Source organism: Streptomyces sp. NPDC001450 (genome assembly GCF_053597295.1).
In genome coordinates this window covers 135,542-159,950 of record NZ_JBSFHY010000004.1, presented here as the reverse complement: position 1 = coordinate 159,950, position 24,409 = coordinate 135,542, and the positions used below count along the sequence as shown (strand labels likewise).

The 24,409-nt window shown below is 73.3% G+C and carries 24 protein-coding genes; 7 read left to right on the top strand and 17 right to left on the bottom strand.

The window, feature by feature from the left end; genetic code table 11:
- Positions 1-6 precede the first annotated feature (6 nt).
- A complete protein-coding gene (locus ACWC5O_RS05740) occupies positions 7-222 on the bottom strand; it encodes a dodecin (RefSeq protein WP_450582562.1) in 216 nt (71 codons plus the stop codon).
- Positions 223-440: 218 nt separating this feature from the next.
- On the opposite strand from ACWC5O_RS05740, the gene ACWC5O_RS05735 reads away from it, so the two are divergent.
- The gene (locus ACWC5O_RS05735; RefSeq protein ID WP_450582560.1) at positions 441-1,697 is read left to right on the top strand and encodes an extracellular solute-binding protein; all 1,257 of its coding nucleotides are present in this window, start codon (positions 441-443) and stop codon (positions 1,695-1,697) included.
- A 6-nt stretch (positions 1,698-1,703) separates the two neighbouring features.
- Here ACWC5O_RS05735 and egtD read toward each other — a convergent pair whose 3' ends face one another.
- Genes egtD through egtA form a run of 4 tightly spaced genes read right to left on the bottom strand, consistent with a single transcriptional unit; the run spans position 1,704 to position 6,128 of the window.
- A complete protein-coding gene (gene egtD / locus ACWC5O_RS05730; RefSeq protein WP_450582558.1) occupies positions 1,704-2,666 on the bottom strand; it encodes an L-histidine N(alpha)-methyltransferase in 963 nt (320 codons plus the stop codon).
- Positions 2,663-3,478, bottom strand: coding sequence for an ergothioneine biosynthesis protein EgtC (gene egtC / locus ACWC5O_RS05725; protein WP_450582556.1), 816 nt, complete (start codon positions 3,476-3,478; stop codon positions 2,663-2,665). Before egtC ends, egtD begins: the two co-directional genes overlap by 4 nt.
- Positions 3,478-4,815 carry an ergothioneine biosynthesis protein EgtB gene (egtB, locus tag ACWC5O_RS05720; RefSeq protein ID WP_450582554.1) on the bottom strand — a complete coding sequence of 446 codons (1,338 nt, stop codon included), beginning with the start codon at positions 4,813-4,815 and terminating at the stop codon, positions 3,478-3,480. The genes egtC and egtB overlap by 1 nt, the downstream gene beginning before the upstream one ends.
- Positions 4,812-6,128, bottom strand: coding sequence for an ergothioneine biosynthesis glutamate--cysteine ligase EgtA (egtA, locus tag ACWC5O_RS05715; protein WP_450582552.1), 1,317 nt, complete (start codon positions 6,126-6,128; stop codon positions 4,812-4,814). Before egtA ends, egtB begins: the two co-directional genes overlap by 4 nt.
- A 275-nt stretch (positions 6,129-6,403) precedes the next feature.
- Between egtA and ACWC5O_RS05710 the strand changes: the two genes are divergently transcribed.
- On the top strand, positions 6,404-7,231 hold the full coding sequence (locus ACWC5O_RS05710; RefSeq protein WP_450582550.1) for a TIGR02452 family protein: 828 nt from the start codon (positions 6,404-6,406) through the stop codon (positions 7,229-7,231).
- A gap of 6 nt (positions 7,232-7,237) precedes the next feature.
- On the opposite strand, the gene ACWC5O_RS05705 is transcribed toward ACWC5O_RS05710, so the two are convergent.
- The 7 genes from ACWC5O_RS05705 to ACWC5O_RS05675 form a co-directional block, all read right to left on the bottom strand.
- Positions 7,238-7,684 (bottom strand): type II toxin-antitoxin system PemK/MazF family toxin, encoded by a 447-nt coding sequence (locus ACWC5O_RS05705; RefSeq protein WP_450582548.1) that lies wholly within the window; start codon positions 7,682-7,684, stop codon positions 7,238-7,240.
- Positions 7,685-7,764: 80 nt separating this feature from the next.
- Positions 7,765-9,003, bottom strand: coding sequence for a hypothetical protein (locus ACWC5O_RS05700; RefSeq protein WP_450582547.1), 1,239 nt, complete (start codon positions 9,001-9,003; stop codon positions 7,765-7,767).
- Entirely contained in the window at positions 9,000-9,488 is a 489-nt protein-coding gene (locus ACWC5O_RS05695; RefSeq protein WP_450582545.1) for a hypothetical protein, read from the bottom strand. The genes ACWC5O_RS05700 and ACWC5O_RS05695 overlap by 4 nt, the downstream gene beginning before the upstream one ends.
- 61 nt (positions 9,489-9,549) lie before the next feature.
- Positions 9,550-10,428: a polysaccharide deacetylase family protein gene (locus ACWC5O_RS05690; protein ID WP_450582543.1), complete on the bottom strand. Its 879-nt coding sequence runs from the start codon at positions 10,426-10,428 to the stop codon at positions 9,550-9,552.
- 247 nt (positions 10,429-10,675) lie between these two features.
- Positions 10,676-12,166: an SPFH domain-containing protein gene (locus ACWC5O_RS05685; RefSeq protein ID WP_450582542.1), complete on the bottom strand. Its 1,491-nt coding sequence runs from the start codon at positions 12,164-12,166 to the stop codon at positions 10,676-10,678.
- A gap of 133 nt (positions 12,167-12,299) precedes the next feature.
- A complete protein-coding gene (locus ACWC5O_RS05680; RefSeq protein ID WP_386576775.1) occupies positions 12,300-12,518 on the bottom strand; it encodes a hypothetical protein in 219 nt (72 codons plus the stop codon).
- A 26-nt stretch (positions 12,519-12,544) separates the two neighbouring features.
- The gene (locus ACWC5O_RS05675) at positions 12,545-13,966 is read right to left on the bottom strand and encodes an amidase (protein ID WP_450582541.1); all 1,422 of its coding nucleotides are present in this window, start codon (positions 13,964-13,966) and stop codon (positions 12,545-12,547) included.
- A gap of 507 nt (positions 13,967-14,473) precedes the next feature.
- Between ACWC5O_RS05675 and ACWC5O_RS05670 the strand changes: the two genes are divergently transcribed.
- The 3 genes from ACWC5O_RS05670 to ACWC5O_RS05660 all read left to right on the top strand — a co-directional run bounded on the left by ACWC5O_RS05670 (position 14,474) and on the right by ACWC5O_RS05660 (position 17,749).
- Positions 14,474-14,776: a hypothetical protein gene (locus tag ACWC5O_RS05670; protein WP_450582539.1), complete on the top strand. Its 303-nt coding sequence runs from the start codon at positions 14,474-14,476 to the stop codon at positions 14,774-14,776.
- Between the two features lie 409 nt (positions 14,777-15,185).
- The gene (locus ACWC5O_RS05665; RefSeq protein WP_450582768.1) at positions 15,186-17,264 is read left to right on the top strand and encodes a molybdopterin cofactor-binding domain-containing protein; all 2,079 of its coding nucleotides are present in this window, start codon (positions 15,186-15,188) and stop codon (positions 17,262-17,264) included.
- Positions 17,265-17,290: 26 nt separating this feature from the next.
- The gene (locus ACWC5O_RS05660; protein ID WP_450582537.1) at positions 17,291-17,749 is read left to right on the top strand and encodes a (2Fe-2S)-binding protein; all 459 of its coding nucleotides are present in this window, start codon (positions 17,291-17,293) and stop codon (positions 17,747-17,749) included.
- Between the two features lie 3 nt (positions 17,750-17,752).
- On the opposite strand, the gene ACWC5O_RS05655 is transcribed toward ACWC5O_RS05660, so the two are convergent.
- Together ACWC5O_RS05655 and ACWC5O_RS05650 are read right to left on the bottom strand one after the other, a co-directional pair.
- On the bottom strand, positions 17,753-18,733 hold the full coding sequence (locus ACWC5O_RS05655; RefSeq protein WP_450582535.1) for an alpha/beta hydrolase: 981 nt from the start codon (positions 18,731-18,733) through the stop codon (positions 17,753-17,755).
- Positions 18,673-20,076 (bottom strand): MFS transporter, encoded by a 1,404-nt coding sequence (locus tag ACWC5O_RS05650; RefSeq protein ID WP_450582533.1) that lies wholly within the window; start codon positions 20,074-20,076, stop codon positions 18,673-18,675. The genes ACWC5O_RS05655 and ACWC5O_RS05650 overlap by 61 nt, the downstream gene beginning before the upstream one ends.
- A 56-nt stretch (positions 20,077-20,132) precedes the next feature.
- Here ACWC5O_RS05650 and ACWC5O_RS05645 point away from each other — a divergent pair, with 56 nt between their 5' ends.
- Positions 20,133-21,110, top strand: a complete 978-nt coding sequence (locus ACWC5O_RS05645) for a metalloregulator ArsR/SmtB family transcription factor (RefSeq protein WP_450582531.1) — start codon at positions 20,133-20,135, stop codon at positions 21,108-21,110.
- 60 nt (positions 21,111-21,170) lie between these two features.
- Here ACWC5O_RS05645 and ACWC5O_RS05640 read toward each other — a convergent pair whose 3' ends face one another.
- Complete coding sequence (locus ACWC5O_RS05640) at positions 21,171-21,728, bottom strand: NAD(P)H-dependent oxidoreductase (protein ID WP_450582529.1); 558 nt, start codon at positions 21,726-21,728, stop codon at positions 21,171-21,173.
- 102 nt (positions 21,729-21,830) lie between these two features.
- Here ACWC5O_RS05640 and ACWC5O_RS05635 point away from each other — a divergent pair, with 102 nt between their 5' ends.
- Positions 21,831-22,511 carry a TetR/AcrR family transcriptional regulator gene (locus ACWC5O_RS05635; protein ID WP_450582527.1) on the top strand — a complete coding sequence of 227 codons (681 nt, stop codon included), beginning with the start codon at positions 21,831-21,833 and terminating at the stop codon, positions 22,509-22,511.
- 7 nt (positions 22,512-22,518) lie between these two features.
- Here ACWC5O_RS05635 and ACWC5O_RS05630 read toward each other — a convergent pair whose 3' ends face one another.
- Complete coding sequence (locus ACWC5O_RS05630) at positions 22,519-23,667, bottom strand: FAD-dependent oxidoreductase (RefSeq protein ID WP_450582525.1); 1,149 nt, start codon at positions 23,665-23,667, stop codon at positions 22,519-22,521.
- A gap of 25 nt (positions 23,668-23,692) precedes the next feature.
- Positions 23,693-24,355, bottom strand: a complete 663-nt coding sequence (locus ACWC5O_RS05625; protein ID WP_450582524.1) for a TetR/AcrR family transcriptional regulator — start codon at positions 24,353-24,355, stop codon at positions 23,693-23,695.
- Positions 24,356-24,409 lie beyond the last annotated feature (54 nt).

Below are 24,409 nucleotides of genomic sequence, written 5' to 3'. Positions count from 1 at the left end.
AGTCTTCTACTCGCCGTCCTCGAGGCGGAAGCCCACCTTCAGGCAGACCTGCCAGTGCTCGATCTGCCCGTTGTCGAGCTGGCCGCGGATCTGCGTCACCTCGAACCAGTCCAGGTTGCGCAGGGTCTGGTGGGCGCGCGCGATTCCGTTGCGGATGGCCTGGTCGACGCCCTCGTGCGAGCTGCCGACGATCTCGGTGAGCCGGTAGGTGTGGTTCGTCATCAGGGTGCTCCTCTCCGCTGTTCCGCCGTGACGGGTGTGTCACGCGTCACTCCACGGTGCCGTATGCGGGGGCGGAGCGCGAGGCGTCGCGGCCGTACCCCCGGTAGCCCTTGACCGCCGCATTGGTCCATACCAAAATCCAGACACCCGTACGAGCCCTGGCTCGTCCCCCCATGTCGGGCCCCTTCCCCTGTCCGTCAGACAGAACAGGACCCCTCGTGAGACGTCGTCTGCTCGCCCTCCTCTGCGTCACCGGCTCCCTCGTCAGCGGCTGCGGTCTCCTCCCGGGTGGCCAGGACCGGCACACCGTCACCGTGTGGCTGATGAAGGGCAGTGCCTCGAAGGAGTTCCTGCGGCGCTTCACCGAGGACTTCGAGCGCACCCACAAGGATCTGCGGCTCGACATCCGCATCCAGGAGTGGACCGGCATCGTGGAGAAGGTCCAGAAGGCGCTCAAGAGCGACGCGAAAGACGGCCCCGACGTCATCGAGGCGGGCAACACCCAGGTCCCGCAGTACGTCGACGACGGCCGGCTCGCCGACCTGACCCTGGAATCGATGCGCGACTGGGGCAAGGAGCACTGGCTGCCCGGCCTCGCCGAGCCCGGCAAGGACGGCAACAAGCAGTACGGCGTGCCCTGGTACGCGGCCAACCGGGTCGTCATCTACCGCAAGGACCTCTTCGCACAGGCCGGCATCACCGCCCCGCCGAAGACCCGCGACGAGTGGCTCGCCGACACCCGCAAGCTCGACTCCGGCGGCAATCAGGGCATCTACCTGGCCGGACAGGACTGGTACACCCTCTCCGGCTTCATCTGGGACGAGGGCGGCGAGCTGGCCGAGCAGAAGGACTACGAGTGGCGCGGCACCCTGGACACCCCGCCGGCCCTGCGCGGCATGGACTTCTACCGGCGGCTCCAGGCGCTCGGCGAAGGACCCAAGGACGCGGACGAGGAACACCCGTCCCAGGCCGGGGTGTTCGCGGGCGGCAAGGTCGCGCAGATCGTCGCCGTACCCGGGCTCGCCCAGTCCGTCGTGCAGCAGAACCCCGGACTCAAGGACGAGCTCGGCTTCTTCCCGGTGCCCGGCAGGACCGCCGCCAGGCCCGGCACGGTCTTCACCGGCGGCTCCGACCTCGTCGTCCCGCAGAACACCGACGACCAGTTCGCCGCGACCGCCGTCGTCGGGGCGCTCACCGGCGCCAAGTGGGACACCGAACTCGCCCGCACCATGAACTACGTGCCCAACAAGACGACCCTGGCGGGCGCGGTCGCGGGGGAGGAGGGGGTCGCCGCCATGGCGGCGGGCGCCGCGCACGGCCGGGCGACCCCCAACAGCCCGCAGTGGGCCGCGGTCGAGGCCGACAACCCGATCAAGGGCTACATGACCAAGGTCCTCGGCGGCGCCGCCCCGGCGACCGAGGCGCGCCGGGCCAGCCGGAAGATCACCGAAGCCCTCACTGTGAACCTGGGCTGACCCGACTCACCGCGCCACGCTGAGCGACAGCGCGAAACGGCCCTTGGCGTCCGTCCACCAGTGGGTCAACTCCAGCCCGGCCGCGTCGAGTTCTGCGGTCACCCCTTCCTTGCGGAACTTCGCCGACACCTCGGTGCGCAGCTCCTCGCCCGCCGCGAAGTCCACGGCGAGGTCCAGCGCGGGCACCTTCACGGTCTGCGCGGTGCGCGAGCGCAGCCGCATCTCGATCCACTCCTGCTCGGTGTCCCACAGCGCCACATGGCCGAAGGCGTCCGGGTCGAAGTCGGCGCCCAGCTCCCGGTTCATGACGGCCAGGACGTTCTTGTTGAACGCGGCCGTCACCCCGGCCGCGTCGTCGTACGCCCGGACCAGCACCCGTTCGTCCTTGACCAGGTCCGTGCCGAGCAGCAGTCCGTCGCCCGGTGCGAGCAGGGCGCGCACCGAGGCCAGGAACTTCGCCCGTTCGGCGGGCAGCAGGTTGCCGATCGTGCCGCCGAGGAACGCCAGCAGCCGGGGTCCGGGCGTCTCGGGCAGCGTCAGCGGGGCGGTGAAGTCGGCGACCAGCGCGTGCACGTCGAGTCCGGGACGCTCCTCGATGAGCGCCTGCCCGGCCTGGGTGAGGGCGCTCTCGCTGACGTCGACGGGGACGTACGCGGCCAGCGAGGTGAGCGCGTCGATCAGATGGCGGGTCTTCTCCGAGGAGCCGGAGCCCAGCTCGACCAGGGTGCGCGCGCCGCTCGCGGCGGCTATCTCGCCGGACCGGGCGACGAGGATCTCGCGCTCGGCCCGCGTCGGGTAGTACTCGGGCAGTTCCGTGATCTGCTCGAACAGCTCGCTGCCCCGGGCGTCGTAGAACCACTTGGGCGGCAGTGTCTTGGGGTTGACGGTGAGGCCGGCGAGGACGTCCGCGCGCAGGGCGGCGTCCGTCGCGTCCTCGGGGAGAGTGCGGGTGACGCGCAGGGGACTCACGTACAGGGCTCCTTCGGTGATGGGGCTGCCCCCGCTCGAGCGGAGTCGGGAGTGGGGCAGGACGCCGGGTCCTCGATCGGGGCGAGCAGCACGCCGGCGCGGCTCGCCGTGAGCACGGTGCGGTCGGGGACCTCCTGCCAGAGCGGGTCGTCGTCATACGGTTCGGAGGCGACGACCGTGCCGGTGCCGGGCTCCGTGCGGTACCAGAGGCTGTCGCCCCAGGCGGTGGCGGTGATGGTGGTGCCGTCGGTGAGCAGCAGGTTCAGCCGGGAGGCGGGGGCCGCCTCGGCCAGCTCGCGAACCGTTGCACCGAGGGCGTCGACGGGATCGTCACCGAGCCGCAGCCGGTGCAGCACCAGCGCCCAGACGAACGCCGAGTCGGTGCGCGCCTCCAGCGACAGCAACTCGACCGGGGGCAGGGCGGACACCAGCGGTGCCGCCGAATCCGGCCAGCCCGCGATCGCGCCGTTGTGGCTGAACAGCCACCGGTCGGCGGCGAAGGGTGCCGCCGCGGCCTCGGCGTCCGCGCCCGCCCGGGTCGCGTCGCGTGCGGCCGCGAGCAGGGCACCGGCGCGCACGACCCGCGCCAGGTCGGTGAAGGAAAGGTCCGCCCAGATCGGCCCCGACCGCCGGTAGCGGGCCGGGACCGGATCGCCCGGGGCGTACCAACCCACACCGAAACCATCGGCGTTGACCGTCCCGTACCGCTGCCGCCGGGGCGCCCACGACTGCCGGAACAGGCTGTGCGGGGGCTGCACGAGGACCCGGCCGAGCGGCTCCTCGGGTCCCAGGTAGGCCAGATGACGGCACATCAGAGGGCCTCCGAGCGGGCGGTGCGGAACCCGGAGAAGATCTGCCGCCGGATCGGGTAGTCCCAGTTGCGGAACGTACCCCGGCAGGCCACCGGGTCCACGGCGAAAGAGCCGCCGCGCAGCACCTTGTGGTCGGAGCCGAAGAACACCTCCGAGTACTCCTTGTACGGGAACGCCTGGAAGCCCGGGTACGCCAGGAAGTCGCTCGCCGTCCACTCCCACACGTCCCCGATCAACTGCCGCACGCCGAGCGGGGACTCGCCGGCCGGGTAGCTGCCGGCGGGGGCGGGCCGGAGATGCCGCTGGCCCAGGTTGGCGTGCTCGGGTGCCGGGTCGGCGTCGCCCCACGGGTAGCGGGTGGAGCGGCCGGTGGCCGGGTCGTACCGGGCGGCCTTCTCCCACTCGGCCTCGGTGGGCAGCCTGCGCCCGGCCCAGCGGGCGTAGGCGTCCGCCTCGTACCAGCACACGTGCAGCACCGGCTCGTCGGGCGGCACGACCTCGGTGATCCCGAAGCGGCGCCTGAGCCACTGGCCGCCGTCGCGGCGCCAGAACAGCGGGGCGGTCAGGGAATGCTGCCGGATGTGTGCCCAGCCCTCGGGCGTCCACCAGCGTTCGGTGTCGTAACCGCCGTCCTCGATGAACGCCCGGTACGCCGCGTTCGTCACCGGGGTCGTGTCGATCCAGTACGGCGCCAGGTCCACCGGATGCGCCGGGCGTTCGTTGTCCAGCGCCCACGGCTCGGTGGAGGTGCCCATGGTGAACGGGCCGCCGGGGACGAGGACTTCCGCCGGGCCCGTGAACAGCGGGGCCGGTTCGGGTTCGGGGGCGGTCAGGGCCTGCGGGCCCTTGCGGAGCTGATGGGTGATCAGCATGGTCTCGTCGTGCTGCTGTTCGTGCTGCGCGATCATCCCGAAGGCGAACCCGGCCTCGGTCAGCCGGCTGCCGTGGAAGTCCGCGGCCCCCAGCAGGTCCAGGGCCCGGCCGCGCACCTCGGCCGCGTAACTCCGGGCCTCGGCGGGCGGCAGCAGCGGCAGCGAGGGCCGCTCGGAGCGCGGGTGCTCGAAGGCGTCGTACAGGCCGTCGATCTCCGGCCGCATCGCCTCCCGGCCGCCGACCGCCCGCACCAGCCACAGCTCCTCCTGGTTGCCGATGTGGGCGAGGTCCCACACCAGCGGCGACATCAGCGGGGAATGCTGCGCGGTGAGGTCGGGGTCCTCGACGCAGCTGGTCAGCAGTGTGGTGCGGGCGCGGGCGGTGGTGAGCGAGGCGAGCGCCCGCTCGCGCAGCGCCTCGGTGTCGGGCTCGGCGTCCGTGACCTCGGTCTCCGGGGCGGTCATGTGCGGATGTCCTTCCTCCCGTGGGCACGACGGTCCGTGTCGCGCAGGCGGTCCAGCAGGTCGTCGGCCGGGCAGCGGCCCCGGGCGACGTAGCGGTGCAGATACGCCGCCACGGCGTCCATGACCGCGGGTGTGGCGCCGAGCCGGGGCAGGGCCTCGAGCGCCGCCGCGAAACAGGCGACGGCGGCCTCGCGCAGCTCGGGGTCGGCGAGCCCGTGCCGGGCCGCGTCGATCCACAGCGGATTGTGCGGGGCCGGCAGGTTCAGCGTGCGCTCCGCCAGGGGTTTCACCGCCTGGTGCGCGGACTCGGTGGCCTCCGGGTCGTCGAACAGCGCCGCCGTCACCGCGAGCGGCACGATCCAGCCGTCCTCGCCGGGCTGCGCGTCGATCATGCGCAGCTCCAGGTGGCCGCGCGGCCGGACGGGCGGGAACAGGGTGGTGAGGTGGTAGTCGAGATCCGCCCGGGTGGGCGGCCGGGGTGTTTGCGAGCGGGTCCACTCGCGGAAGGTCAGGCCCTCGGGCACCTCCCACGGGCCGCCCTCGCGGCGGACGCACATCACCGGGGCGTCCAGCACATGCCGGGCCCAGGCGTCCCGCGGCTCCCCGTCCGGCGAGGGCCCGCCCGCCCGGCCGGCGACGCCGATCTCCATCCACAGCAGCTGCCGGGTGGACAGCCAGCCCGTGGGCTGCCGGCCGATCAGCGGGGAGTTCGCGAACGCGGCCACCAGCACCGCGCCCAGCAGGTGCGCCAGCTGCCAGCGCCGCTCGTGCCCGAGCAGCCCGGGCTCCTCGTAGCCGGCGTCCACACACACCTGGACGGAGGCCGAGGTGCACATCATGTGCCGGCCGGCCGTGCCGGTGCGGTCGAGGCAGGCCTCCATGGCGTCGTAGCGCGGTTCGTGCAGGAACCGGCGGGGTGGGTGCCAGGGGTCGTGGCCGACGCCGACGAGTCCCAGGCCGGCCTCGGCGAGGACCGCGCGGACCGTGTCCAGGTCGGCCGAGACGGTGTCCACGCACTCCGTCAGGGAGGTGGCGGGCGGTGAGCTCAGCTCCAGCTGGCCGCCGGGTTCGATCGTCAGCGGCGACTTCAGGGGCACGGCCCGCAGGGTGGCGTAGGCCCCTTCGAGCCGCTCGGGTGTCACCGGGAGCTGCGGCTGCCGCAGCTCGTGGACGAGCCATTCCACTTCGACCCCGAGCGTGCGGGGCGGGCCCGTCTTGAAACAGATGCCGCGGACGAGAGCCTCGACCTCGGCCTCGGTGACCGCTGTGCGGTGCTCCTTACAGTCGCCGCCATCGGTTATTGAGTCGGACATGTCGGGATCCTCCTGAGATTCCACCATGTCACCGGCCCGGCGTTCGGTGAGCCGGGCAGGCACTCGTTCCACCCAAGACCCTCGGAACGATTCGCACAAGGGTGCCCATCGGGGCGTTCCGGATCGGTAATCTCCGTTTTCTTGGGCGTTTCCAGGCCGTTCCGGGGCCCGGAAACTCCGTTGCACCGCATCACCAGCATCACCCAGGATGCGTGCATGAGCACGACGGGGGAGGCTGCGCGGGCCGCGGTCATGGCGCCCACGGGGGTGGCGCCGTGAGCGCGCGCCTGCGCGCCATCGCCACGGAGACCGAGCAGATCGTGGCGTCAGGGATGTACCGCCTGCCGGACGGCCGGGAGGTGTCCCTCGTGGCGGCGATCGAGGCCGCCCGGGCGGGCACGCGGCTGTACGGTCCCGGGCCGGTGCCGGTGTCCGCGACGGCGGATGCGGAGACGTCTTTCCAGGTCACGGGCGAGAGCAGCATGGAAGCCGCCCGTCGGCTCGCCGACGCCCCGGTCGCGGTCCTGAACTTCGCCTCGGCCCGCAATCCCGGCGGCGGCTATCTGAACGGCGCCCAGGCCCAGGAGGAGGCCCTGTGTCGCGCCTCCGCGCTGTACACCTGCCTGCTCCAGGCCCGGGAGTTCTACGACCACCACCGAGCCCACCGCGACCCGTTCTACACGGACCGGGTGATCCACACCCCCGCCGTGCCGGTGTTCCGCGACGACCAGGGCCGCCTGCTGCCGGAGCCGTACCTCGCGGCCTTCCTGACCGCCGCCGCCCCCAACGCGGGCGTCGTACGGCGTACGGCACCGGAGCGTGCCGGTGAACTGCCGGCCGCCCTGGCCCGGCGGGCCGAGCGGGTCCTGGAGACCGCCGCCGCGCACGGCTACCGGAGGCTGGTGCTGGGCGCCTGGGGGTGCGGTGTCTTCCAGAACGACCCGGCGCAGGTCGCGGGCACCTTCCGCACGCTCCTCGGGCCCGGCGGCAGATTCGCTCGGGCATTCGAACAGGTGGTGTTCGGCGTCCTGGACCGTACGCCGGGAGCGACGGTCCGGGAGGCCTTCGTACGGGCGTTTCCGCAGCGCCTGGCGCAGCCCTAGGGGATGTCAGGTCCAGCCGTACCGCTCGTGGAGCCGCTGGCGGACCAGGTTGAACCGCATCCGGTCGAGCGCGCACGCCTCCCGGCGCATCCCTTCCTCGTGCAGCCGCAGCACACGGTCCACGTCCACCCACGAGTCACGGCCGGACCGGTCCCACGGCCCGCTGCCTATGGCCACCCACTCCCGGTCGCCGTCATGCCGCTTGCTGGACAGTTGGACAGCGAGGAACGTTCCCGCTGCCTCCCGGGCCACGACCAGCACCGGGCGGTCCTTGCCCCGGCCGTCGTTCTCCTCGAACGGCACCCAGGTCCACACGATCTCGCCCGGGTCGGGGTCGCCGTCATGGGCGGGGGAGTACTCGGTCCGCACCTTGCCGACCTCGCGCGGGTCGGCCTCCATGGTGGCGGAGGGGCCGTGGCGGCCGGGGATGTCTTCGTCGGTAAAGGCAGTCACGGGGGCACCCTAGGGCGTACGCCGAGGAGTTGGGCAACCGCCCTCCGCTCGCGGTCCGTGACCGTCACCGGCCGGAGCTCTCACGTCGACGTGGGCGGCACGGGCCCCGGGTCGCCGGTCTCCTTCGGGATGGTCCGCCAGGTCCGGGCCGTCGGCACCCCGCGCCGGTGCAGACCCAGCAGGGCCGGGCGGGTGCGAGCCCACAGTTCGCGGATGATCTGCCCCTGGATGTCGGCCAGTTCGAGCGCCACCCGCACCCTGCCGGCATCGGCCGTCTGCGGCAGGACCGCGCGGAGGCGCTCCTTGCGCAGATCGGACGGCGGGTGGGAGCCCAGTTGACGGGCGTGCTCGTCGCCCGTCTGGAGCAGGGCGACGGCACGGTCCATCACGTCCAGGGCGTCGAAGAACAGACTGACGCCCAGGAACCCCACCCACAGGTCGCGGTTGTCGTGCTCGATCCCCGCGTTGAGGGACAGGACCATGCCGATCAGGTCGGCGTCGAACTCCTGCCGCCACGAGTACGCCAGCACCTCGGCCTCCTCGACCGGCAGGACGCCCTTGCGCCGGACCGCGGAGTCCAGGTGGCCGCTGATGATGTGGGCGTACTCGTGGCCCATGACGAAGTACTCGAGGGAGTCACGCAGCATCCCGGCGAGGTTGAACGGGCCCGGCGGCAGCAGGTGGTGGCCGGCGTCGCCGACCCGGCCCGTGACGGCGTAGGCCACGACGATGTCCGTGAAGCGCTCGGCGACCTCCGGCACGGTCTCGATCCGCTCGACCGCGGCGGGCAGGTTCCACCGGACGTCGATCCGGCCCTCGGCGTCGGCCGGTCCGTGGGGGAAGGCCCAGGCGACCGCCTTGCTGAGTTTGGAGGCGAAGAGCGGCATCTGGTCCTCGACGAGCACCAAGTGGGCACCGTGGCGGCCGGGCACGCGCATGCTCACCGCGTTGAGCTGCCCGGTCCGCAGATGGCCGATGAGCGGGCGCACGGCTGCGAGGTCCAGGCCGTCGCCCTGTATCCGGTCCTTGGCCGTCCGCTCGATGTGGTCCTGCATCCCCGCGAACATCTCGGCGAACACGTCGTCCTGGTTCCGCAGGTTGCGGGCGGCCTCCTGCTCCACCAGCGCCCGTACGTGAGGGTCCTCTCCCTGCTCGGCGTCGAAGCTGTCACGCAGGAGCCGTTCCGTCAGATCCCGCACGGCGGCCCCGGTTCCCGGCGGCCGGCCGGACGTGCCCTGTTCGGCCTGTGCCTGCGCCCTGAGCAGGGCGAGGAAGTCCTGTGCCTCCTGCTGCCGCCCCCGCTCCGTCTCCCCGCTCATGCCTCACCGCCCGGCGTCGGTCGCCCGGCCGCGGGCCGGACCTCCACGTCGGCGCCGAACGTCGCCGAGACGGTCGCCGTGATCTGCCCGGTGCCGCTCCCGCCGGCGGAGAGGAGGTTCGGCAGGGCGGAGATCACCTTGCCGAACATGCCGTCCGGTTCCTTGACCTCCACGGTCACCGAGCCGTCGGCCGCGAGGACGACCACCGTTCCGTAGACGACGTCCGGGGTGCGGTAGACCGCCCGTGGCGCGCCCGGTCTGAGGTCGATCACCTGGCCGCCCTTGCGCTGTTCCAGGGCGTGTTGCAGGGCGCCGACGGCGGTCGCCGCGCCCATCAGGACCAGAGTGGCGGTGGTGACGGGTTCGATGCCGCGCCGCGGGACCTCCTGCAGCTCGACGCCGTGGGCGGCCGCCAGCTCACGTGCGGCGGGCAGGTCCGCGGGGTCGAGAACGACGAGGGCCTGCGTCTGAGCCGACTCGGCCACCTGAACTCCCCTTTGTCCGACGGTTTTTCACGCCAGAAGCATGCCATCCCGGTGCGCCCGGTCAGTGCAGCGCGTCAGAGAGGCGGACGAAGTCATGGCCCGCCGCCTGGAGACGGGGGACGGCCGCGGTGATGCCTCGGGCGGTGCCGCTCTCGGGGTGGTTCATGTGGCAGATGACGATCGAACCGGCCCGGGCGGAGGAGACGGTGGTGCGGACCTGCTCGGGAGTGAAGGTGGCGCCGCCGTCGCCGTTCACGGAGAAGCTGATGAAGCGCTCCCCGAGGTCGCCGACGATCCGTGCCGCGACGTCGTCGCAGTACGCCGTGCCGGAGCGGAAGAAGCGCGGTGGGGTACCCAGCAGGTGGGTGAGCTTGGCGCGGTTGCCGGCGATCTCGTCGTACACCTCGCCGGCGCCGCGGGTGCCGGGGATGCCGTAGGCGGAGCGTCCGGTGACGGACAGCGGGCGGTGCCGGGTGCCGTGGTTGGCGATCTCGAACAGCGGCTCGGCGGCCAGCCGGCGGAAGGCGGCCGGGTTGGCGTCGATCCAGCGGGAGTTGATGAAGAGGGTCGCCGGTATCTCCCGCCCGCGGAGGAAGTCGATCAGAGCCCGGTCGTAGCCACTGCCGCCCGGGCCGCCGCAGGCGTCGAAGGTCAGCGCGACCGCCCGTTTCGTGGTCGGCAGCGCGTGTGTCACTCCGGGCGCGTCGAACCCCCAGGTGTGCGGCACGGAGTGTCCGTAGCGGGCGACGATCTCGGCGCGGGTGACGGTGGGCGCGGTGGCGGGTGCCGTGGCCGAGGGGGCGGCGGGGGTGCGGGTGGCGGTCGCCGAGGGTGTGGGCGGCGTGGGCGCACCCAGGCTGGTCGAGCTCTTCGGGCCCGCGCAGCCGGCGAGCACACTGCCCGTCAAGCCGGCCAGCACCGCACGACGACTGGCAGTCATCCACGCCCCCACCTGGTCGAAGTTCCTCCACCGGGGCCGGCCGACGCCCGTCCCGGAAACCGTACGTGGTGGCGGTGCCGCAACCGGAAAGGGGGCGGTAAGGGTTCGGTTGGGGTTGCCCCAGACGTCGCCCCGGACGTCGCCCCGGACATCGCCCCAGACATCGCCTTCAGCGGACGGGTGCCCCAGGACAGCCCGCCGGGGCCCTCGAGACCGAGAGCCCCGGAACGGATTGCTGGATCGGTGTTCAGTCCTCGTCCTGCTCCACCGGCACCTTCTGCGCCGGCGGTGCCGCGTGCCCGTTGAGGGACGGTGCGGTGCCGTTCTGCGCCTGCCCGTTCTGGTTCATCGAGGAGAGGAGCTGACGGGCGAGCCCGAGGCCCGTGCCGCCCATGGTGAGTGCCTTGGCGAACAACTCGGCCATGCCGTCGGCGCCGTTGAGCAGCACCATGTTGTCCACGTTGCCGAAGGCGGACGCGCCGGCCTGGACGATCTCCGGCCAGTTCTGGGCGAGTTGCTGGGCGACGACCGCCTCCTGGTTCTCGGCGAGGGCGGCGGCCCGGGCCTTGATGGCCTCCGCCTCCGCGAGACCCTTGGCCCGGGTCGCCTCGGCGTCGGCCAGACCCCTGGCCTGCGCGGCCGCGGCCTCCGCCTCGCCGGTGGCCCGGGTCGCCGCGGCCGTGGCCGCACCCCGGGTCTGGGTGGCCTCCGCCTCGGCGCCCGCGGCCGTCTTGACCCGGGTCGCCTCGGCCGCGGCCGCCAGTTCCGTCTCCTTCGCCTTGGCCTGGGCCGCCGAGATCCGCGCGTCACGCTCGGCCTCGGCCAGCGTGCGCTTCTCGTAGGCCTTGGCGTCGGCCGGCTTGCGGACGTCCGCCTGGAGCTGCTGTTCCCGCCGGTGCGCCTCCAGCTCGGCGACCCGCGTCTCCTGGACCACGACCTCCTGCCGGGCGCCCGCGTCGGCGAGCGGACCGGCCTGACGGGCGCGCGCCGCCGCCTTGTCCCGCTCGGCCTGGTAGCCCGCCTGCAGGATCTCGCTGTCCCGGGTGGCCTCCGCCATCCGGGCGAACGACTGCTGCTCGGCCTCGGTGGCGAGACGATTCGACTCCGCCTGCGCGATGCGCGCGTCCCGCTGGACGGCGGCGGCGTGCGGGGCGGCCAGGTTCTGGATGTACCCCGTCGGGTCCTCGATCTCGTGGATCTGCAGCGAGTCGACGATCAGACCGAGCTTCTCCATCTCCGTACCGCAGGCCGCCCGGGTCTGTCCGGTCAGCTTCTCCCGGTCGCGGATCATGTCCTCGACCGTCAACCCGCCCACGATGGACCGGAGATGACCGGCGAAGACGTTGTGCACCCGCTCCGACATCATCCGCTGCTGGTCCAGGAAACGGCGGGCCGCGTTGGCGATCGACACGAAGTCGTCGCCCACCTTGAAGATGACCACCCCCCGCACCTTCAGCGGAATGCCCTGGTGCGTCACGCAGTCCACGTGCAGCTCGGTCTCGTTCAGGTCCAGAGAGAGTTTGCGCACCGCCTGCACCCCGGGCAGCACCAGCGTGCCGCGCCCGGTGACGATGCGGAAGCCCATGCCCTCCTCGAGGCCCTCGGTGCGGTGCTTGGACCCGGAGATGATGAGCGCCTCGTTCGGTTCGGCGACCCGCCACATCATCTTGAACAGACCGATCAGAACGAGGACGGCAACGACGACCGTCCCCGCAACGACGCCGACAACCATCGGCATTCGCCCCCTTTGCATGGTGCCCTTTCGGCACCGAACGAAGGGAGTGTGCGCCTGCGGGGACACACCGAGAAGACGCTGGCGGATCCTTGTTGCAATCTTGACGCACACGCCCCTCACCTGGGGCGGAGTCCGCTCAACTGTCGTATGCGGCAGTGACGTAGACCGTCCTCGGCGGCAGGTACTCCACCACCATCACCACCGTGCCGCGCTCGATCCGGCCGGTGCCGTCGGCCGCGTAGGCGAGGAAGTGCTCCGCACCGCCGCGCACCCGGACGATCACCTCGCCGACCAGCCCCGGCCCGATCGTCCCCGTCACCCGTCCCACGAGCCCGACCATCGACGCATCGTCCATGGTCACAGGGTACGGGCGGAGGGCGTTCATGCCGCCGTGCCGTCGGCGTCCGCCTTCTGCGGCGGCCATCGCTCGTGCCAGCGCAGCTCCGCCTCCAACTGGGCGGCCAGGGAGACCAGCAGGGGTTCGCTGTTGGCCGGACCGAGCAGTTGGGCGCCCACCGGCAGGGCACCGACGAACCCGGCGGGTACGTTCACGCCGGGCCAGCCGAGGACGTTCCAGGGCCAGGCATACGGGCAGGCTGCGATCATCGCGCGGTCCGTGGCGAGCCCGCCGAGCCGGTACAGGGCGCCGATCGCGGGCGGGGGAGCGGCCGTCGTCGGGGCCAGGACGACGTCGTACGACCCGAAGAACGCGCCGATCCGCCGGTGCAGGACCGCCTCGGCGCGCCGGGCCGCCCGCAGCGGGGCCCCGCCGAGCAGCCGGCCGAGCCGGGCCGCGTCCCGGGTGCGCGGGTCGAGCAGGGCGGGGTCGGGGGTCTCGCGGACGTGGTCGGCGATGCCGGCGGTGGCGCGGGGCACGAAGGTCAGCCCGATCTGGCCGTAGGGCGGGTCGGCCTCCTCGACGGTGTGCCCCAACGTGCTGAGTTTCTCGGCGAGTTCGAGGATCCGAGCCCGGACCTCCGGGCGCAGCCGCGCGGGTACCGCCGTGAATGGCGGCTTCAGCGACAGGGCGATGCGCAGCCGGCCGGGGTCGCGGCCGACCGCGTCCGACACCGTGAGCGCGGGCGGCCGGTGCGGGTCCCGGTCGTGGTTGCCGCTCGCCGCGTCCAGCAGCAGGGCCGCGTCGGCGACCGTTCGGGCCAGGGTGCCGTTGACGGTGATGCCGTGGAAGGCCTCGCCGCGCGGCCAGGTCGAGATGCGGCCGCGCTGCGGCTTGATGCCGATCAGATGGGTCCAGGAGGCCGGGATCCGCACCGATCCGGCGCCGTCCGAGCCGAGCGCGGCCGGGACCAGCCCGGCGGCGACCGCCGCGGCAGAGCCGCCCGACGAACCGCCGGGTGTGTGGCCGGTGTGCCAGGGATTGCGGGTCTCCCCGAACGCCGGGCCCTCCGTGAACGGCCACTGCCCCAGCTCGCAGGTGTTCGTCTTGCCGACGATCACCGCTCCGGCCGCCCGCAGCCGGCGTACCGCCTCCCCGTCCCGGGCGACCGGCGGAAAGTCGCCGGGGCAGCCGAACGCGGTCGGCTCGCCGGCCACGTCCATGTCGTCCTTCACCGCGACCGGCACCCCGAGCAGCGGGCGCCGCGCTCCGGCGGCCAACTCCCGGTCGGCGGCGTCCGCTTCGGCGAGCGCGACCTCGGTGCGTACGATCCGGAAGGCGTTCAGGGTCGGCTGGGTGGCCTCGATCCGGGCCAGCGCCCGCTCCACCAGGGCGCGGGAGCTCACCACCCCTTCGGCGAGCGCACGGGCGGACTCCGCAAGGCCTGCGGCACGGTCGGGCGTCATTGCGGGAGCACCTCCGGGAGCCTCCTGACACGATGTCTACTGAACGGTAACCGCAGAGCGGCCGGTGCCGTACAGGTTTCGCACAGGTGGCATCGAGTCAAGTTCAAAGCATTGACGTGAACCTGCCCGCATCTTAGTTTCTGGGAGATTTATCGAACCGTTGTCGAAATATCGTACGCACGAGTTCAGGAGAGCCGCCCGTGAGTACGGCCCCCACCCCGTCCCGCCGCACCCTGCTGCGCGCTGTGGCCGCCCTGCCCGCCGCCGCGGTCCTCCTGGGCGAGACACCCGGCCTGCTCGGCAGGCACTGGCCGCCGCGCCCCCGAACGCACGGACGAGCGCTGGCTAGGATGAGTCATGAAACCGAACTCCATGCATTCTGAAACGAATTGGAGCCTCGGGCGCGCGGCGGCTCTGGCTTCCTTGCTGAGTGCGGCGGCCCTCGGATGGACTGCGGTCGCACTGAGCGTGCACACGACCGGCTCGAGCGCACCGGAACCCGGCGGCGTGACCGATGCCGATCTGGCCCGGCTGGGCGCTGCCGTGATGGCCGGCATCGCGGCGGTGGCCGCCGGACTGTGGTGGCGCCACTGGGCGACCGTACGTCGGCCGATGACCGGCGGGGGCTGGGCTCGGGGCGCGTTCGCCGTCTCCGCCGTCCATTCGATCTTCGTCCTGCCGGTGATCGGGCTCGCCTCCTGGGAGTGGAGTGCCCCTGCGATCCTGTTCACGTGCGCGGTGATCGCCGGCGGTGTGCGGGAGGCCGCCCGGGTGAGCGCGCCGGCTACCGGGGCCGTCGCTTCGGGGTGAGGACGTCGCGCGGGGCCGGCACCGGTTCGGTCCCGGCGCGTCGGCCGGATCGGAGCGTTGTTGAACCCGGCGACCACGGCGGCGCGGACGGCACGCATGGGGCGGCCGACGCCGGCACCCGGTGCGCGACGAAGGAGGAGGCCGCGGCCCGTGCGGGGGCCTCCGGAAGGTGCACGCCCTCAGCCGGGCCTGAGGTGTGCCTCTTCGGTCATCTGCGGGTTGACGGACCGGATCGGGATCCGTCAGGCAACCGGTGCGCGGTCAGGGCCCTCCTACCTGTCGAGTGAGCCGACCCCAGGACAGGTGCCGCCCTGCGTGCCGTGTCCCGACCGCCCCACGCGCCGACAGGAGCCCTCGTTTGGACCGCACCGAGCCCCTGCCCTCCGCAGGCCCGTCCCGCCGTGGATTCATGGTGTACACGGTGGCCGCGGCCACCTTGACGGTCGCCGCCCCGCTCGCCTGCACCCCCTCGCGCGCGGAAGGCGCCGAGCCCGACCGGGCCGACGCCGGCTCCCACGTCCTGGTGACCGGTACCGACGAGGAGATGCTGGTCCTGGAGGTCACGGAGGCCAATCACGTCGTCGTGCGGCTGCCCCGGGCCGAGGTCGGCCAGGGCATCACCACCGCTGTCGCCATGATGATCGCCGAGGAGCTGGACGCCCGCCTCGCCGATGTGCGCATCCCGCTGGCCGACGCCCGCACCAAGGGCAACCAGTACACCGGCGGTTCCAGTTCGGTGAGTTCGCTGTACGGCCCGGCCCGGCAGCTCGCCGCCACCGCCCGGGCCAAGCTGGTGACCGCCGCCGCGCGCCGCTGGCACCTGCCCGCCCGGACCCTGCGCACCCGCGACACCATGGTCGTCGCCCCGGACGGGCGCACGGCCACCTTCGGCTCGCTGACCGCGAGCGCGGCCCGTGTCCACCGGCCCGCCGTCCCGAGCACGCCCAAGCCGGCGTCCCGGCACCGGGTGATCGGCCGGCCGACGACCAGGATCGACGCGCGGGACATCGTCACCGGCCGGGCGAAGTACGCCGGGGACGTGGCGGTGGCCGGGGCGAAGCCCACGGTGGTGGCCCGGCCGCCGACGATCCGGGGCAAGCTCGTCTCGGTCGACGACCGGGCCGCCCGCGCCCTGCCGGGCGTCCACGCGGTCGTCCGGCTGCCCGGCGGTGTCGCCGTCGTCGCGGACACCTTCCACCACGCCTTCCGCGCCCGGGACGCCCTCCGCCTCACCTGGGCGCCCGGCCCGCTGCACGCCCTGTCGGACGCGCAGATACGCTCCCGGCTCAAGGCCGCCGTGCCCCGGCTCGGCACCCCGCCGCACGGATCGACCCCCGTGGAGGCCGAGTTCGCGTTCGCCTTCGTCGGGCACGCCCCGATGGAGGTGCTCACGGCGGTGGCGGACGTCCGCGCCGACCGCGCGGAGCTGTGGTTCTCCTCCCAGACCCCGATGGACGCGCGGGACGCGATAGCCCAGGCCGTCGGCCTGCGCCCGTCGAAGGTCAAGGTCCATGTGGTGCGCGCCGGAGGCTCGTTCGGCCGTCGGCTGAACTACGACGCGGCGATCGAGGCGGCGCTGGTCTCCAAGGCGGCCCGCCGCCCGGTGAAGCTGATGTGGAGCCGCGGCGACGACATCCGGCACGGCCGTATGCGCCCCGCGAGCCACCATCGGATCCGGGCCAGTGTGGCCGGGGGCCGGGTGGTGGCCTTCGAGCAGGTGATGGCCTCGGTGTCGGAGTCGTACGACGGCGCCGGGCTGTCCGCGCAGGGGGGTGTGCGGGCCGCGTCCGGCCCGCTGCCCAGCCGGTCGGGCCTGTACAACTTCGGGCGCGTGTCCGGTGATTCGGGCGGCATCGAGCTGGCCGTGCCGCTCGGCGCCTGGCGGTCGGTGGACTCCGGGACCGTGCGGACCGCCGAGGAGATCGTCGTCGACGAGATCGCCCGCAAGCTCGGGAAGGACCCGGTGGCCTTCCGCCGGACCACCTTGCGGAACAAGGCCGTCCGGGCCGTCCTCGACAAGGCGGCGGCCGCGGGCCACTGGGGCCGTTCCATGCCGGCCGGACGCGCCCAGGGCATCGCCGTGCACGAGGAGTACGGCTCCTGCGTGGCCTGCCTCGCCGAGATCGACGCGACCGACCCGAAGAACCCCCGGGTGACCAAGGTGGTGATGGCGGCCGACGTGGGCACCGCGGTCAACCCTCGTGGCCTGGAAGCCCAGTTGATGGGTACCGCGATCGACGGCATCTCCGTGGTCCTGCAGGCGGGCCTGCACATCGACCGGGGCGCCGTACGCGAAGGCAGTTTCGCCGACTTCCGCTACGCCCGCCAGCGCCACGCCCCGCTCGTCTTCGAGGCGCACATCCTGCCCTCGACCGGGGAGCCGGGCGGCGCCGGCGAACTCGGCGTCCCCGCGGCGTCCGGCGCGGTCGCCAACGCCTACGCCCGCGCGACCGGCACCGCACCGCGCAGCTTCCCGCTCACCTTCTGACCGCCGACTCACCTTCCGAGGCACCCATGCGTTCGTACTCCTTCACCCTCAACGGCAGACAGGTGACCGTTCAGGCCCCCGCCGACATGCCCCTGCTGTGGGTCCTGCGCGACCTGCTCGGCGTCACCGGCCCCAAGTACGGCTGCGGAGTGGGCGTCTGCCGTGCCTGCACCAGCCACCTCGACGGCGCCGAGATCCAGCCCTGCGTGGTCCCGGTCTCCGACTGCGCGAACCGCACCGTGACCACCATCGAGGGCCTGGCCGACGGCGACACCCTGCACCCGGTCCAACAGGCCTGGCTGGACTGCGACGTGGCCCAGTGCGGCTTCTGCCAGCCGGGCCAGATCATGGCCGCCACCGCCCTGCTGAAGCGGACCTCGCACCCCACGGACGCCGACATCGACGCCATCGAGAACATCTGCCGCTGCGGCACGTACGCCCGCATCCGGGAGGCGATCAAGAAGGCCTCGGAGAGCGGTGGCTGACCCTCAGTCGGTCAGCAGCCGCCGCAGCCAGTCCAGTCGGGCCGTCCGGGCCGCCTGGGACAGGGCCGCCTGCGGGACGAAGCCGTCGAAGCCGTGGAAGCCGCCCGGCCAGACGTGGAGTTCGGCCGTGCCGCCGGACTGCCAGATGCGGGAGGCGTAGTCGACGACCTCGTCCCGGAAGGTCTCCGCGGAGCCGACGTCGAGGAAGGCCGGCGGCAGGCCGGACAGGTCGGTCGCGCGTGCGGGGGCGGCGTGGGGCGGGACGTCGGGGCGGCCCCGGCGCTCACCCAGCAGCGCCGTCCAGGCGGTCTCGTTGGCGGTGCGGTCCCAGGCGCCGAGGCCCGCCATCTGGTGGCTGGAGACCGTTTCGTTGCGGTCGTCGAGCATCGGGCACATCAGCAGTTGGCCGAGGACCGCCGGGCCCCGGCGGTCGCGCAGGAGGAGGGCGAGCGCTGCGGTCAGGCCGCCGCCGGCGCTGGCGCCCGCGATGACGATCCGGTCCGGGTCGCCGCCGATCTCCCCGGCGTGCGCGGCCGTCCACAGCAGGCCCGCGTGGACGTCGTCGATCGGCGCCGGGTGCGGATGTTCGGGCGCGAGGCGGTACTCGACCGACACGACGACCGCGCCCAGCTCGCGCGCCCAGGTCAGCGGGCCGTCCACGCCGGCCCGGTTGTCGCCGAGGACCATGCCGCCGCCGTGCACGTGGTAGATCACCGGCAGCGCGGTGGCCGGGTCGGCGGACGTGGGGCGGCAGACGAGCAGGGAGATCTCCGGCGCCCCCTGCGGGCCCGGCACCGTGCGGTCCTCCGTCCCGAAGGCGCCGCCCATCGTGAGGTCGAGTTGTCCCGGCAGCTCGATGCCCGCGCCCTGCCGGACGGCGGCGATCTCCTCCATGGTGAGGCCGGGCGAGATCTGGTCCTTGATCAGCTCCAGCGCGGCGGCGAGTTCCGGGTCGAACGGGGGCGGGGGCGGGACCTGGGGCATGGCTTCTCCTCACCTGACTCATGCGGCTCGGGCCACCCGTCGCGCGACTCGTCCGACCGGCGATGGCTCCTGCGGCCATGATCCGCGTATCCCGAGGAGCCCGGAGGCCGACGGACGGCGGAACCTGTCCGCCGGACGGCGGGGGCCCGGAACAGGCCCAGGTGCCGCAGCAGCCCCAGCGCGGTGAGCAGGGCGACCAGGGCGCAGACCCCGGCCCAGCCGAACCGCCCGTAGGCCCGCGTGGCCAGCCACGACCCCAGGCTGCCACCCAGGTAGGCGCACGTCATGTACGCGGTGTTGAGGCGGCTGCGGACCTCGGAGCGGAGGGTGTAGATCCGGACCTGGTTGGCGACCATGCCCGACTGCATGCCGACGTCCAGCAGGAGCGTGCCCGCCACCAGGGCGGCCAGACCGGATGTGCCGCCGAGCGAGCCCAGGGCCAGCACTCCCGCCGAGCCGGCGACCAGCAGGAAGCACACCAGGTTCACCCCGTCCGGCCCCCGCCGGTCCACCAGGCGTCCCGCGAACGGCGTGACGACCATGGTCGCGGCGTTGACCAGCGCCAGCAGCCCGACCGCGTCCGCGCCCAGGCCGTACACCGGGCCCGTGAGCAGCAGGGCGACGCCCGTCCACGCGGCGGAGAAGCCGGCGAACACCGTCGCCTGGTAGAGGCAGGAGCGGCGCAGGGCCGGTTCCGTGCGCAGCAGGCGCAGCGGCTCGGTCAGCAGCCGGGGGTACCGCTGCCGGGAGGGCGGGGCCGAGTCGGGGAGCGCGCGGGCCAGGAGGAGGGCGGCCGCGAGGGTGAGCAGGGCCGCGAGGACGTACGGCGCCCGCCAGCCCAGCCGCTCGCCCAGGGCGCCGCCCGCCGTGCGGGAGAGCAGCATGCCCGCGATGGAACCGCTCAGCAGCGTGCCGCCGACCACGCCCCGGCGCTCCTCGGGCACCAGGCCGGCCGCCAGCGCCCCGGCGAGCGGGGCGATCACCGTCGTCGCCCCGACCAGCACGCTCGCCGCGAGCAGCGGCGACAGCGCGGGCGCCCCGGCCGCGGCGCACAGACCCAGGCCGGTCAGCGTGAGCAGGGTGACCAGCAGCGGGCGGGGCGCAAGCCGGTCGCCGAGCGGGACGAGCAGGAAGATGCCCGCCGCGTAGCCGAACTGGGTCGCGGTGACCACGCCGGCCGCCGCGTCGGGGGAGACGCCGAGGCCCGCCGCGGTGAGCGGGACGACCGCCTGCGGGAAGTACACGTTGCCGACCCCGACCGCGCAGGCCATGGCCAGCAGCGGAATCAGCCGGGAGGAGCGGGGAACGGGCGCGGTACGCTGCGCTGCGCTGTGATCCGACATGTGCCGAAGTCCACGGCACGCACGGGCCGTTGCCAAAGGATTTAGGCCGGGACTACATGATCAGCTTCCTGCTCGGTGTCGACGACCTCGCCGACACCCGGTTCGCGATCTCCCCGCTGTCCGAGGTCATGGGCAGCCTGCGTGCGCTGCGCGCCCCCGCCCTCTACCCGCTGCACGCCCGGTGGCGCGCGTCCGTCCTGCGCATGCTCGACCCGGCCGACCTGCGGCTGCTCTCCGCCCTGGTGGGCGACACCCTGACGCTGCCCGACTTCCTGACACCGAGGCCCACGGCGTTCGCGCCCACGATCGAGGACGAGCTGACCGTCGTACGGGCCACACCCGTGGAGGTCGTACGACGCGACCTGTACGCCGCCCACGTACCGAGGCCCCTCCCGGACGCCCTGCGCCAGGCCGCGGCCCCCGGCGACCCGGACGTCCTCGAACTGGTCGAGGGGATCTGCTCGTTGCTGCGGCGCTACTGGGAGTCGGCCCTGCTGCCGCACTGGCCGCGGATCCGGCTCGTGCTGGAGGCCGACATCACGCACCGCGCCCGGCAGCTGGCCACGGGCGGTGCGCGGCTGCTCTTCGCCGAACTGCATCCGAACCTGCGCTGGCGGGACGGCGTCCTGACCATCGACCAGATGATCGGCCACCACCAGGTGGACGGATCGGGGCGCGGTCTGCGGCTGGTCCCGTCCCTGTTCGCGCACAAGCCGGCACCGCCGATCAGTGCCGAGGAACCCCCGATGGTGGACTATCCGGGCCGGGGCGCCGCCACCCTGTGGGAGCCGGAGCCCGACCCCGACGCCTCGGCGCTCGGCTCGCTGCTCGGCGCACCCAGGACCACCCTCCTGCGCCTGCTCGCCGAACCCCTGCCGACCGTGGAACTCGCCCGCCGCCTGGGCGTGACACCCAGCGCCGTCTCCCAGCACCTGCGGGTGCTGCACGCCACGGGCCTGGTCACCCGCGCCCGGGACGGCCGCCGGGTGCTGTACCGCCGCAGCCCGCTGGGGGAGCGGCTGGCGTCGGCGTGACCTCGGTGACGCGCGAAAGGGGCCGGAGCATGGCTCCGGCCCCTCGCTGGTGCCCACGAGTCAGGCAGCCGCGCCCACGTTGCCGTGCAGGCGGGCGACGACCTCGGTCAGCTGGGCGGCGACCTCGGCGTCGTCGGCCGGGTGGGTCTCGGCGAAGCGGGTCACGGAGCCCGGGATGGACAGCTTGATGTCCTCGATCACCTTGCCGCCGGCGATGCCCACGGCCTTGCGGGCCTCGTCCTGCGCCCACACGCCGCCGTACTGGCCGAAGGCGGTGCCGATGACGGCGACGGGCTTGCCGCCGAAGGCGCCGGCGCCGTAGGGGCGGGACAGCCAGTCGATGGCGTTCTTCAGGACGGCCGGGATCGTGCCGTTGTACTCGGGGGAGAAGAGCAGGAAGGCGTCGGCGGCCCGGGCGGCCTCACGCAGCTTGGCGGCGGTGGCCGGGACGCTGCCCTCGACGTCGATGTCCTCGTTGTAGAAGGGGATCTCGGCCAGGCCCTCGAACAGGTCGACCTCGGCACCCTCCGGAGCGAGCTTGACGGCTGCCTCGGCGAGCTGGCGGTTGTGCGAACCGGCGCGAAGGCTGCCGACGAGCGCGAGGATACGAACAGACATGGCGGTACTCCAAGGGGGCTGAAACATCGCTCTTACGATCCGGACCGGGGTCCGCTTAAGTTTGTACCAGGCTAACCGGACCGCGGTCCAGTTTCATTCCCGATGCTTTACGCTGGCTTCATGTCCAGCGCCCTGCCGCCCTTCCCGAAGCCTCAGGAGCCCCTCGAAACCCCTCAGCTGCTGGAGGTCGAGTCGGCTCCGGACGAGCCGTGCCTGCGTGCCGACGCGGCCCGCAACCGGGCCCGCCTGCTGGAGGCCGCCGCCCGGCTGATCGCGGAGCACGGAGTGGCCGCAGTGACGATGGAGGCGGTGGCCGCCGCGGCCCAGGTGGGCAAGGGCACGGTCTTCCGCCGCTTCGGTGACCGCAACGGGCTGCTGATGGCGCTGCTCGACCACTCGGCACGGCAGCTGCAGGCCGACTTCCTCGGCGGGCCGCCGCCGCTGGGTCCCGGGGCGCCGCCCCTGGAGCGACTGCGGGCCTTCGGCCTGGCCGTGCTCTACCGGTCGGCCGAGCAGCTGGAACTGCAGCTGGCCGCCCAGCCGGAGCCGGCCCGCCGGTTCTCCCACCCCTCGTTCCAGGCCCTGCGCACCCACGTCGCGATGCTGCTGCGGCAGATCGTGCCCACCGCCGACTGCGAACTCCTCTCCCAGACGCTGATGGCGTACCTCGACCCCGCGCTGGTCCATCACCTGACCCGGCAGCGCGGGATGCCGATGCGGCGACTGGAGTCCGGCTGGTGCGACCTCGTGGCCCGGGTGACGTGCACGGAGCGCTCCGGCTGAGGCGCGGTCAGCCGTGGTCGGCGGTGAACATGTCGAGCAGCCCCTGCGGCGCGTCGGCGCGGAACAGCATCGCGGCGCTGCGCGCGGACTGCGACGCGGAGAACTCGGCGCGCGGGAACATCCTGTCCTCGTAGGCGGCCAGCGCGGCCTCGGTGTCCCCGGGGTGCGCGGCGAGCGCGAGTCCCAGTTCGGCGCCGTCGAGCAGCGCGAGGTTGGCGCCCTCGCCCGCGAACGGCGACATCAGGTGCGCGGCGTCGCCGAGCAGGGTGACCCCGGGGATCCGGTCCCAGCGGTGACCGGCCGGCAGGGCGTGGATCCGCCGCGGCACCAGCGCGCCGTCCGCGTCCGCGACCAGTGCCTTCAGACTCTCGTCCCAGCCGTCGAACTCCTTGAGCACGGCCGCCTTGGCCGCTTCGGTGTCGGTGAAGTCGATGCCGTCCAGCCAGTCCGCAGGCGCCTGGACGGCGGCGTAGACGTGCAGGCTGCCGTCGGACTCGCGGTGCGCGAGGAAGCCCCGGCCCGCGCCGAGCGCGAACAGCATGCCGCCGCCGACCACCCGGGCGCTCTCGGGGTGGCGCACCCCGGCCTCCAGCAGGTCCGCCTCGACGAACGACACGCCGGTGTAGGCGGGCTGTGCGCAGGAGAGCAGCGTACGGACGCGGGACCAGGCGCCGTCCGCGCCGACCAGCAGGTCCGTGGTGAAGGCGCTGCCGTCCGCGAGCGTCACCTCGTGCCGGCCGGCGCCGAGCGGGCGCGCGCCGGTCACCTTCACGCCCCAGCGGACCGTCCCCTCCGGCAGGGAGTCCAGCAACAGGTCGCGCAGGTCGCCGCGGTCGATCTCGGGGCGCCCGCCGGTGCCGTCGTCGGGCTCCTCCAGGCGGACGGTCCCGTCCTGGTCGAGCACCCGCGTGGCCTCGCCGCCGACGTGGACGCGGGCCAGGAACTCCTCGTGCAGCCGGGCCGCGCGCAGCGCCTCCTGGCCGGAGTCGTCGTGGATGTCGAGCATGCCGCCCTGCGTCCGCGCGGCCGGCGAGGCGTCCAGGTCGAACACGGCCGCCTCGATGCCGTGCACGCGCAGCACCCGGGCGAGCGCGAGCCCGCCGAGTCCGGCGCCGACTACGGCGATGGGGTGGTGGGTGAGGGCAGGGGTGGTCATGGTGGCCTCCTGGGAGGTGAGGGGGTCAGTCGGGGACGGCGGTGCGCTCGATGCCGTTGATCAGTGCCTGGAAGGCCCAGGACAGCCGGGCCTCGGGGGTGCCTGACAGCAGCGCGCCACCGGTCGAGGCGATGTGCGGGTGGGTGTCCTCGGACGCCCCGCGCAGGGCGCTGTCCAGCGCCTGCCAGTCGCCCGGGGATTCCTCCCCGGCGTGCTCGGCGGCGGTCGCCGTGGCGTGCTGCAGCAGCAGGTCGACGCCCCACGCCGCCCGCTCGCGCGGCACCCCGCCCTCGTCGAGCAGGGCGAGCAGCGTCTCGATCAGGTTCAGGTAGTGCGGGCCGCTCGGCCGGGCGGTCAGCGCCGAGCGGGCGAGGCTCGGATGCTCCAGCAGCATCCGCGTGTACGCGGTGAGCACGCGCTCCAGCCGCTCGCGCCAGGTGCCCTCGGCCGGAGCGGGCCCGACCGTGCCGAGCAGTTCGTCCAGGACGGCCGCGTGCAGCTCGTCGGTGTTGCGGACGTAGACGTACAGCGAGGCGGGACCGGTGTCGAGCTCCTGCGCCAGCCGCCGCATCGTCACCTTCCGCAGTCCTTCGGCGCGCAGGATCGCCACTGCGGCGGCGACGATGCCCTCCCGGGTGAGAGCGGGCTTGGCGGGACGCTCGCGACGGGAGCGGGGGGAGGCTGTCATGCGTCCACGGTAACGAACATGTTCGTCCCGAACAAGTTCGTAGCGAACGTGTTC

Coding starts and splice junctions, on each gene's coding strand:
- ACWC5O_RS05645 (WP_450582531.1), top strand. CDS start 20,133: ATGATCAGCTTCCTGCTCGGTGTCGACGACCTCGCCGACACCCGGTTC.
- ACWC5O_RS05635 (WP_450582527.1), top strand. CDS start 21,831: ATGCTTTACGCTGGCTTCATGTCCAGCGCCCTGCCGCCCTTCCCGAAG.
- egtA (WP_450582552.1), bottom strand. CDS start 6,128: ATGTCCGACTCAATAACCGATGGCGGCGACTGTAAGGAGCACCGCACA.
- ACWC5O_RS05625 (WP_450582524.1), bottom strand. CDS start 24,355: ATGACAGCCTCCCCCCGCTCCCGTCGCGAGCGTCCCGCCAAGCCCGCT.
- egtC (WP_450582556.1), bottom strand. CDS start 3,478: ATGTGCCGTCATCTGGCCTACCTGGGACCCGAGGAGCCGCTCGGCCGG.
- ACWC5O_RS05700 (WP_450582547.1), bottom strand. CDS start 9,003: ATGAGCGGGGAGACGGAGCGGGGGCGGCAGCAGGAGGCACAGGACTTC.
- ACWC5O_RS05650 (WP_450582533.1), bottom strand. CDS start 20,076: ATGTCGGATCACAGCGCAGCGCAGCGTACCGCGCCCGTTCCCCGCTCC.
- ACWC5O_RS05655 (WP_450582535.1), bottom strand. CDS start 18,733: ATGCCCCAGGTCCCGCCCCCGCCCCCGTTCGACCCGGAACTCGCCGCC.
- ACWC5O_RS05660 (WP_450582537.1), top strand. CDS start 17,291: ATGCGTTCGTACTCCTTCACCCTCAACGGCAGACAGGTGACCGTTCAG.
- ACWC5O_RS05665 (WP_450582768.1), top strand. CDS start 15,186: ATGGTGTACACGGTGGCCGCGGCCACCTTGACGGTCGCCGCCCCGCTC.
- ACWC5O_RS05675 (WP_450582541.1), bottom strand. CDS start 13,966: ATGACGCCCGACCGTGCCGCAGGCCTTGCGGAGTCCGCCCGTGCGCTC.
- ACWC5O_RS05680 (WP_386576775.1), bottom strand. CDS start 12,518: ATGGACGATGCGTCGATGGTCGGGCTCGTGGGACGGGTGACGGGGACG.
- ACWC5O_RS05640 (WP_450582529.1), bottom strand. CDS start 21,728: ATGTCTGTTCGTATCCTCGCGCTCGTCGGCAGCCTTCGCGCCGGTTCG.
- egtB (WP_450582554.1), bottom strand. CDS start 4,815: ATGACCGCCCCGGAGACCGAGGTCACGGACGCCGAGCCCGACACCGAG.
- ACWC5O_RS05630 (WP_450582525.1), bottom strand. CDS start 23,667: ATGACCACCCCTGCCCTCACCCACCACCCCATCGCCGTAGTCGGCGCC.
- ACWC5O_RS05740 (WP_450582562.1), bottom strand. CDS start 222: ATGACGAACCACACCTACCGGCTCACCGAGATCGTCGGCAGCTCGCAC.
- ACWC5O_RS05685 (WP_450582542.1), bottom strand. CDS start 12,166: ATGCCGATGGTTGTCGGCGTCGTTGCGGGGACGGTCGTCGTTGCCGTC.
- ACWC5O_RS05690 (WP_450582543.1), bottom strand. CDS start 10,428: ATGACTGCCAGTCGTCGTGCGGTGCTGGCCGGCTTGACGGGCAGTGTG.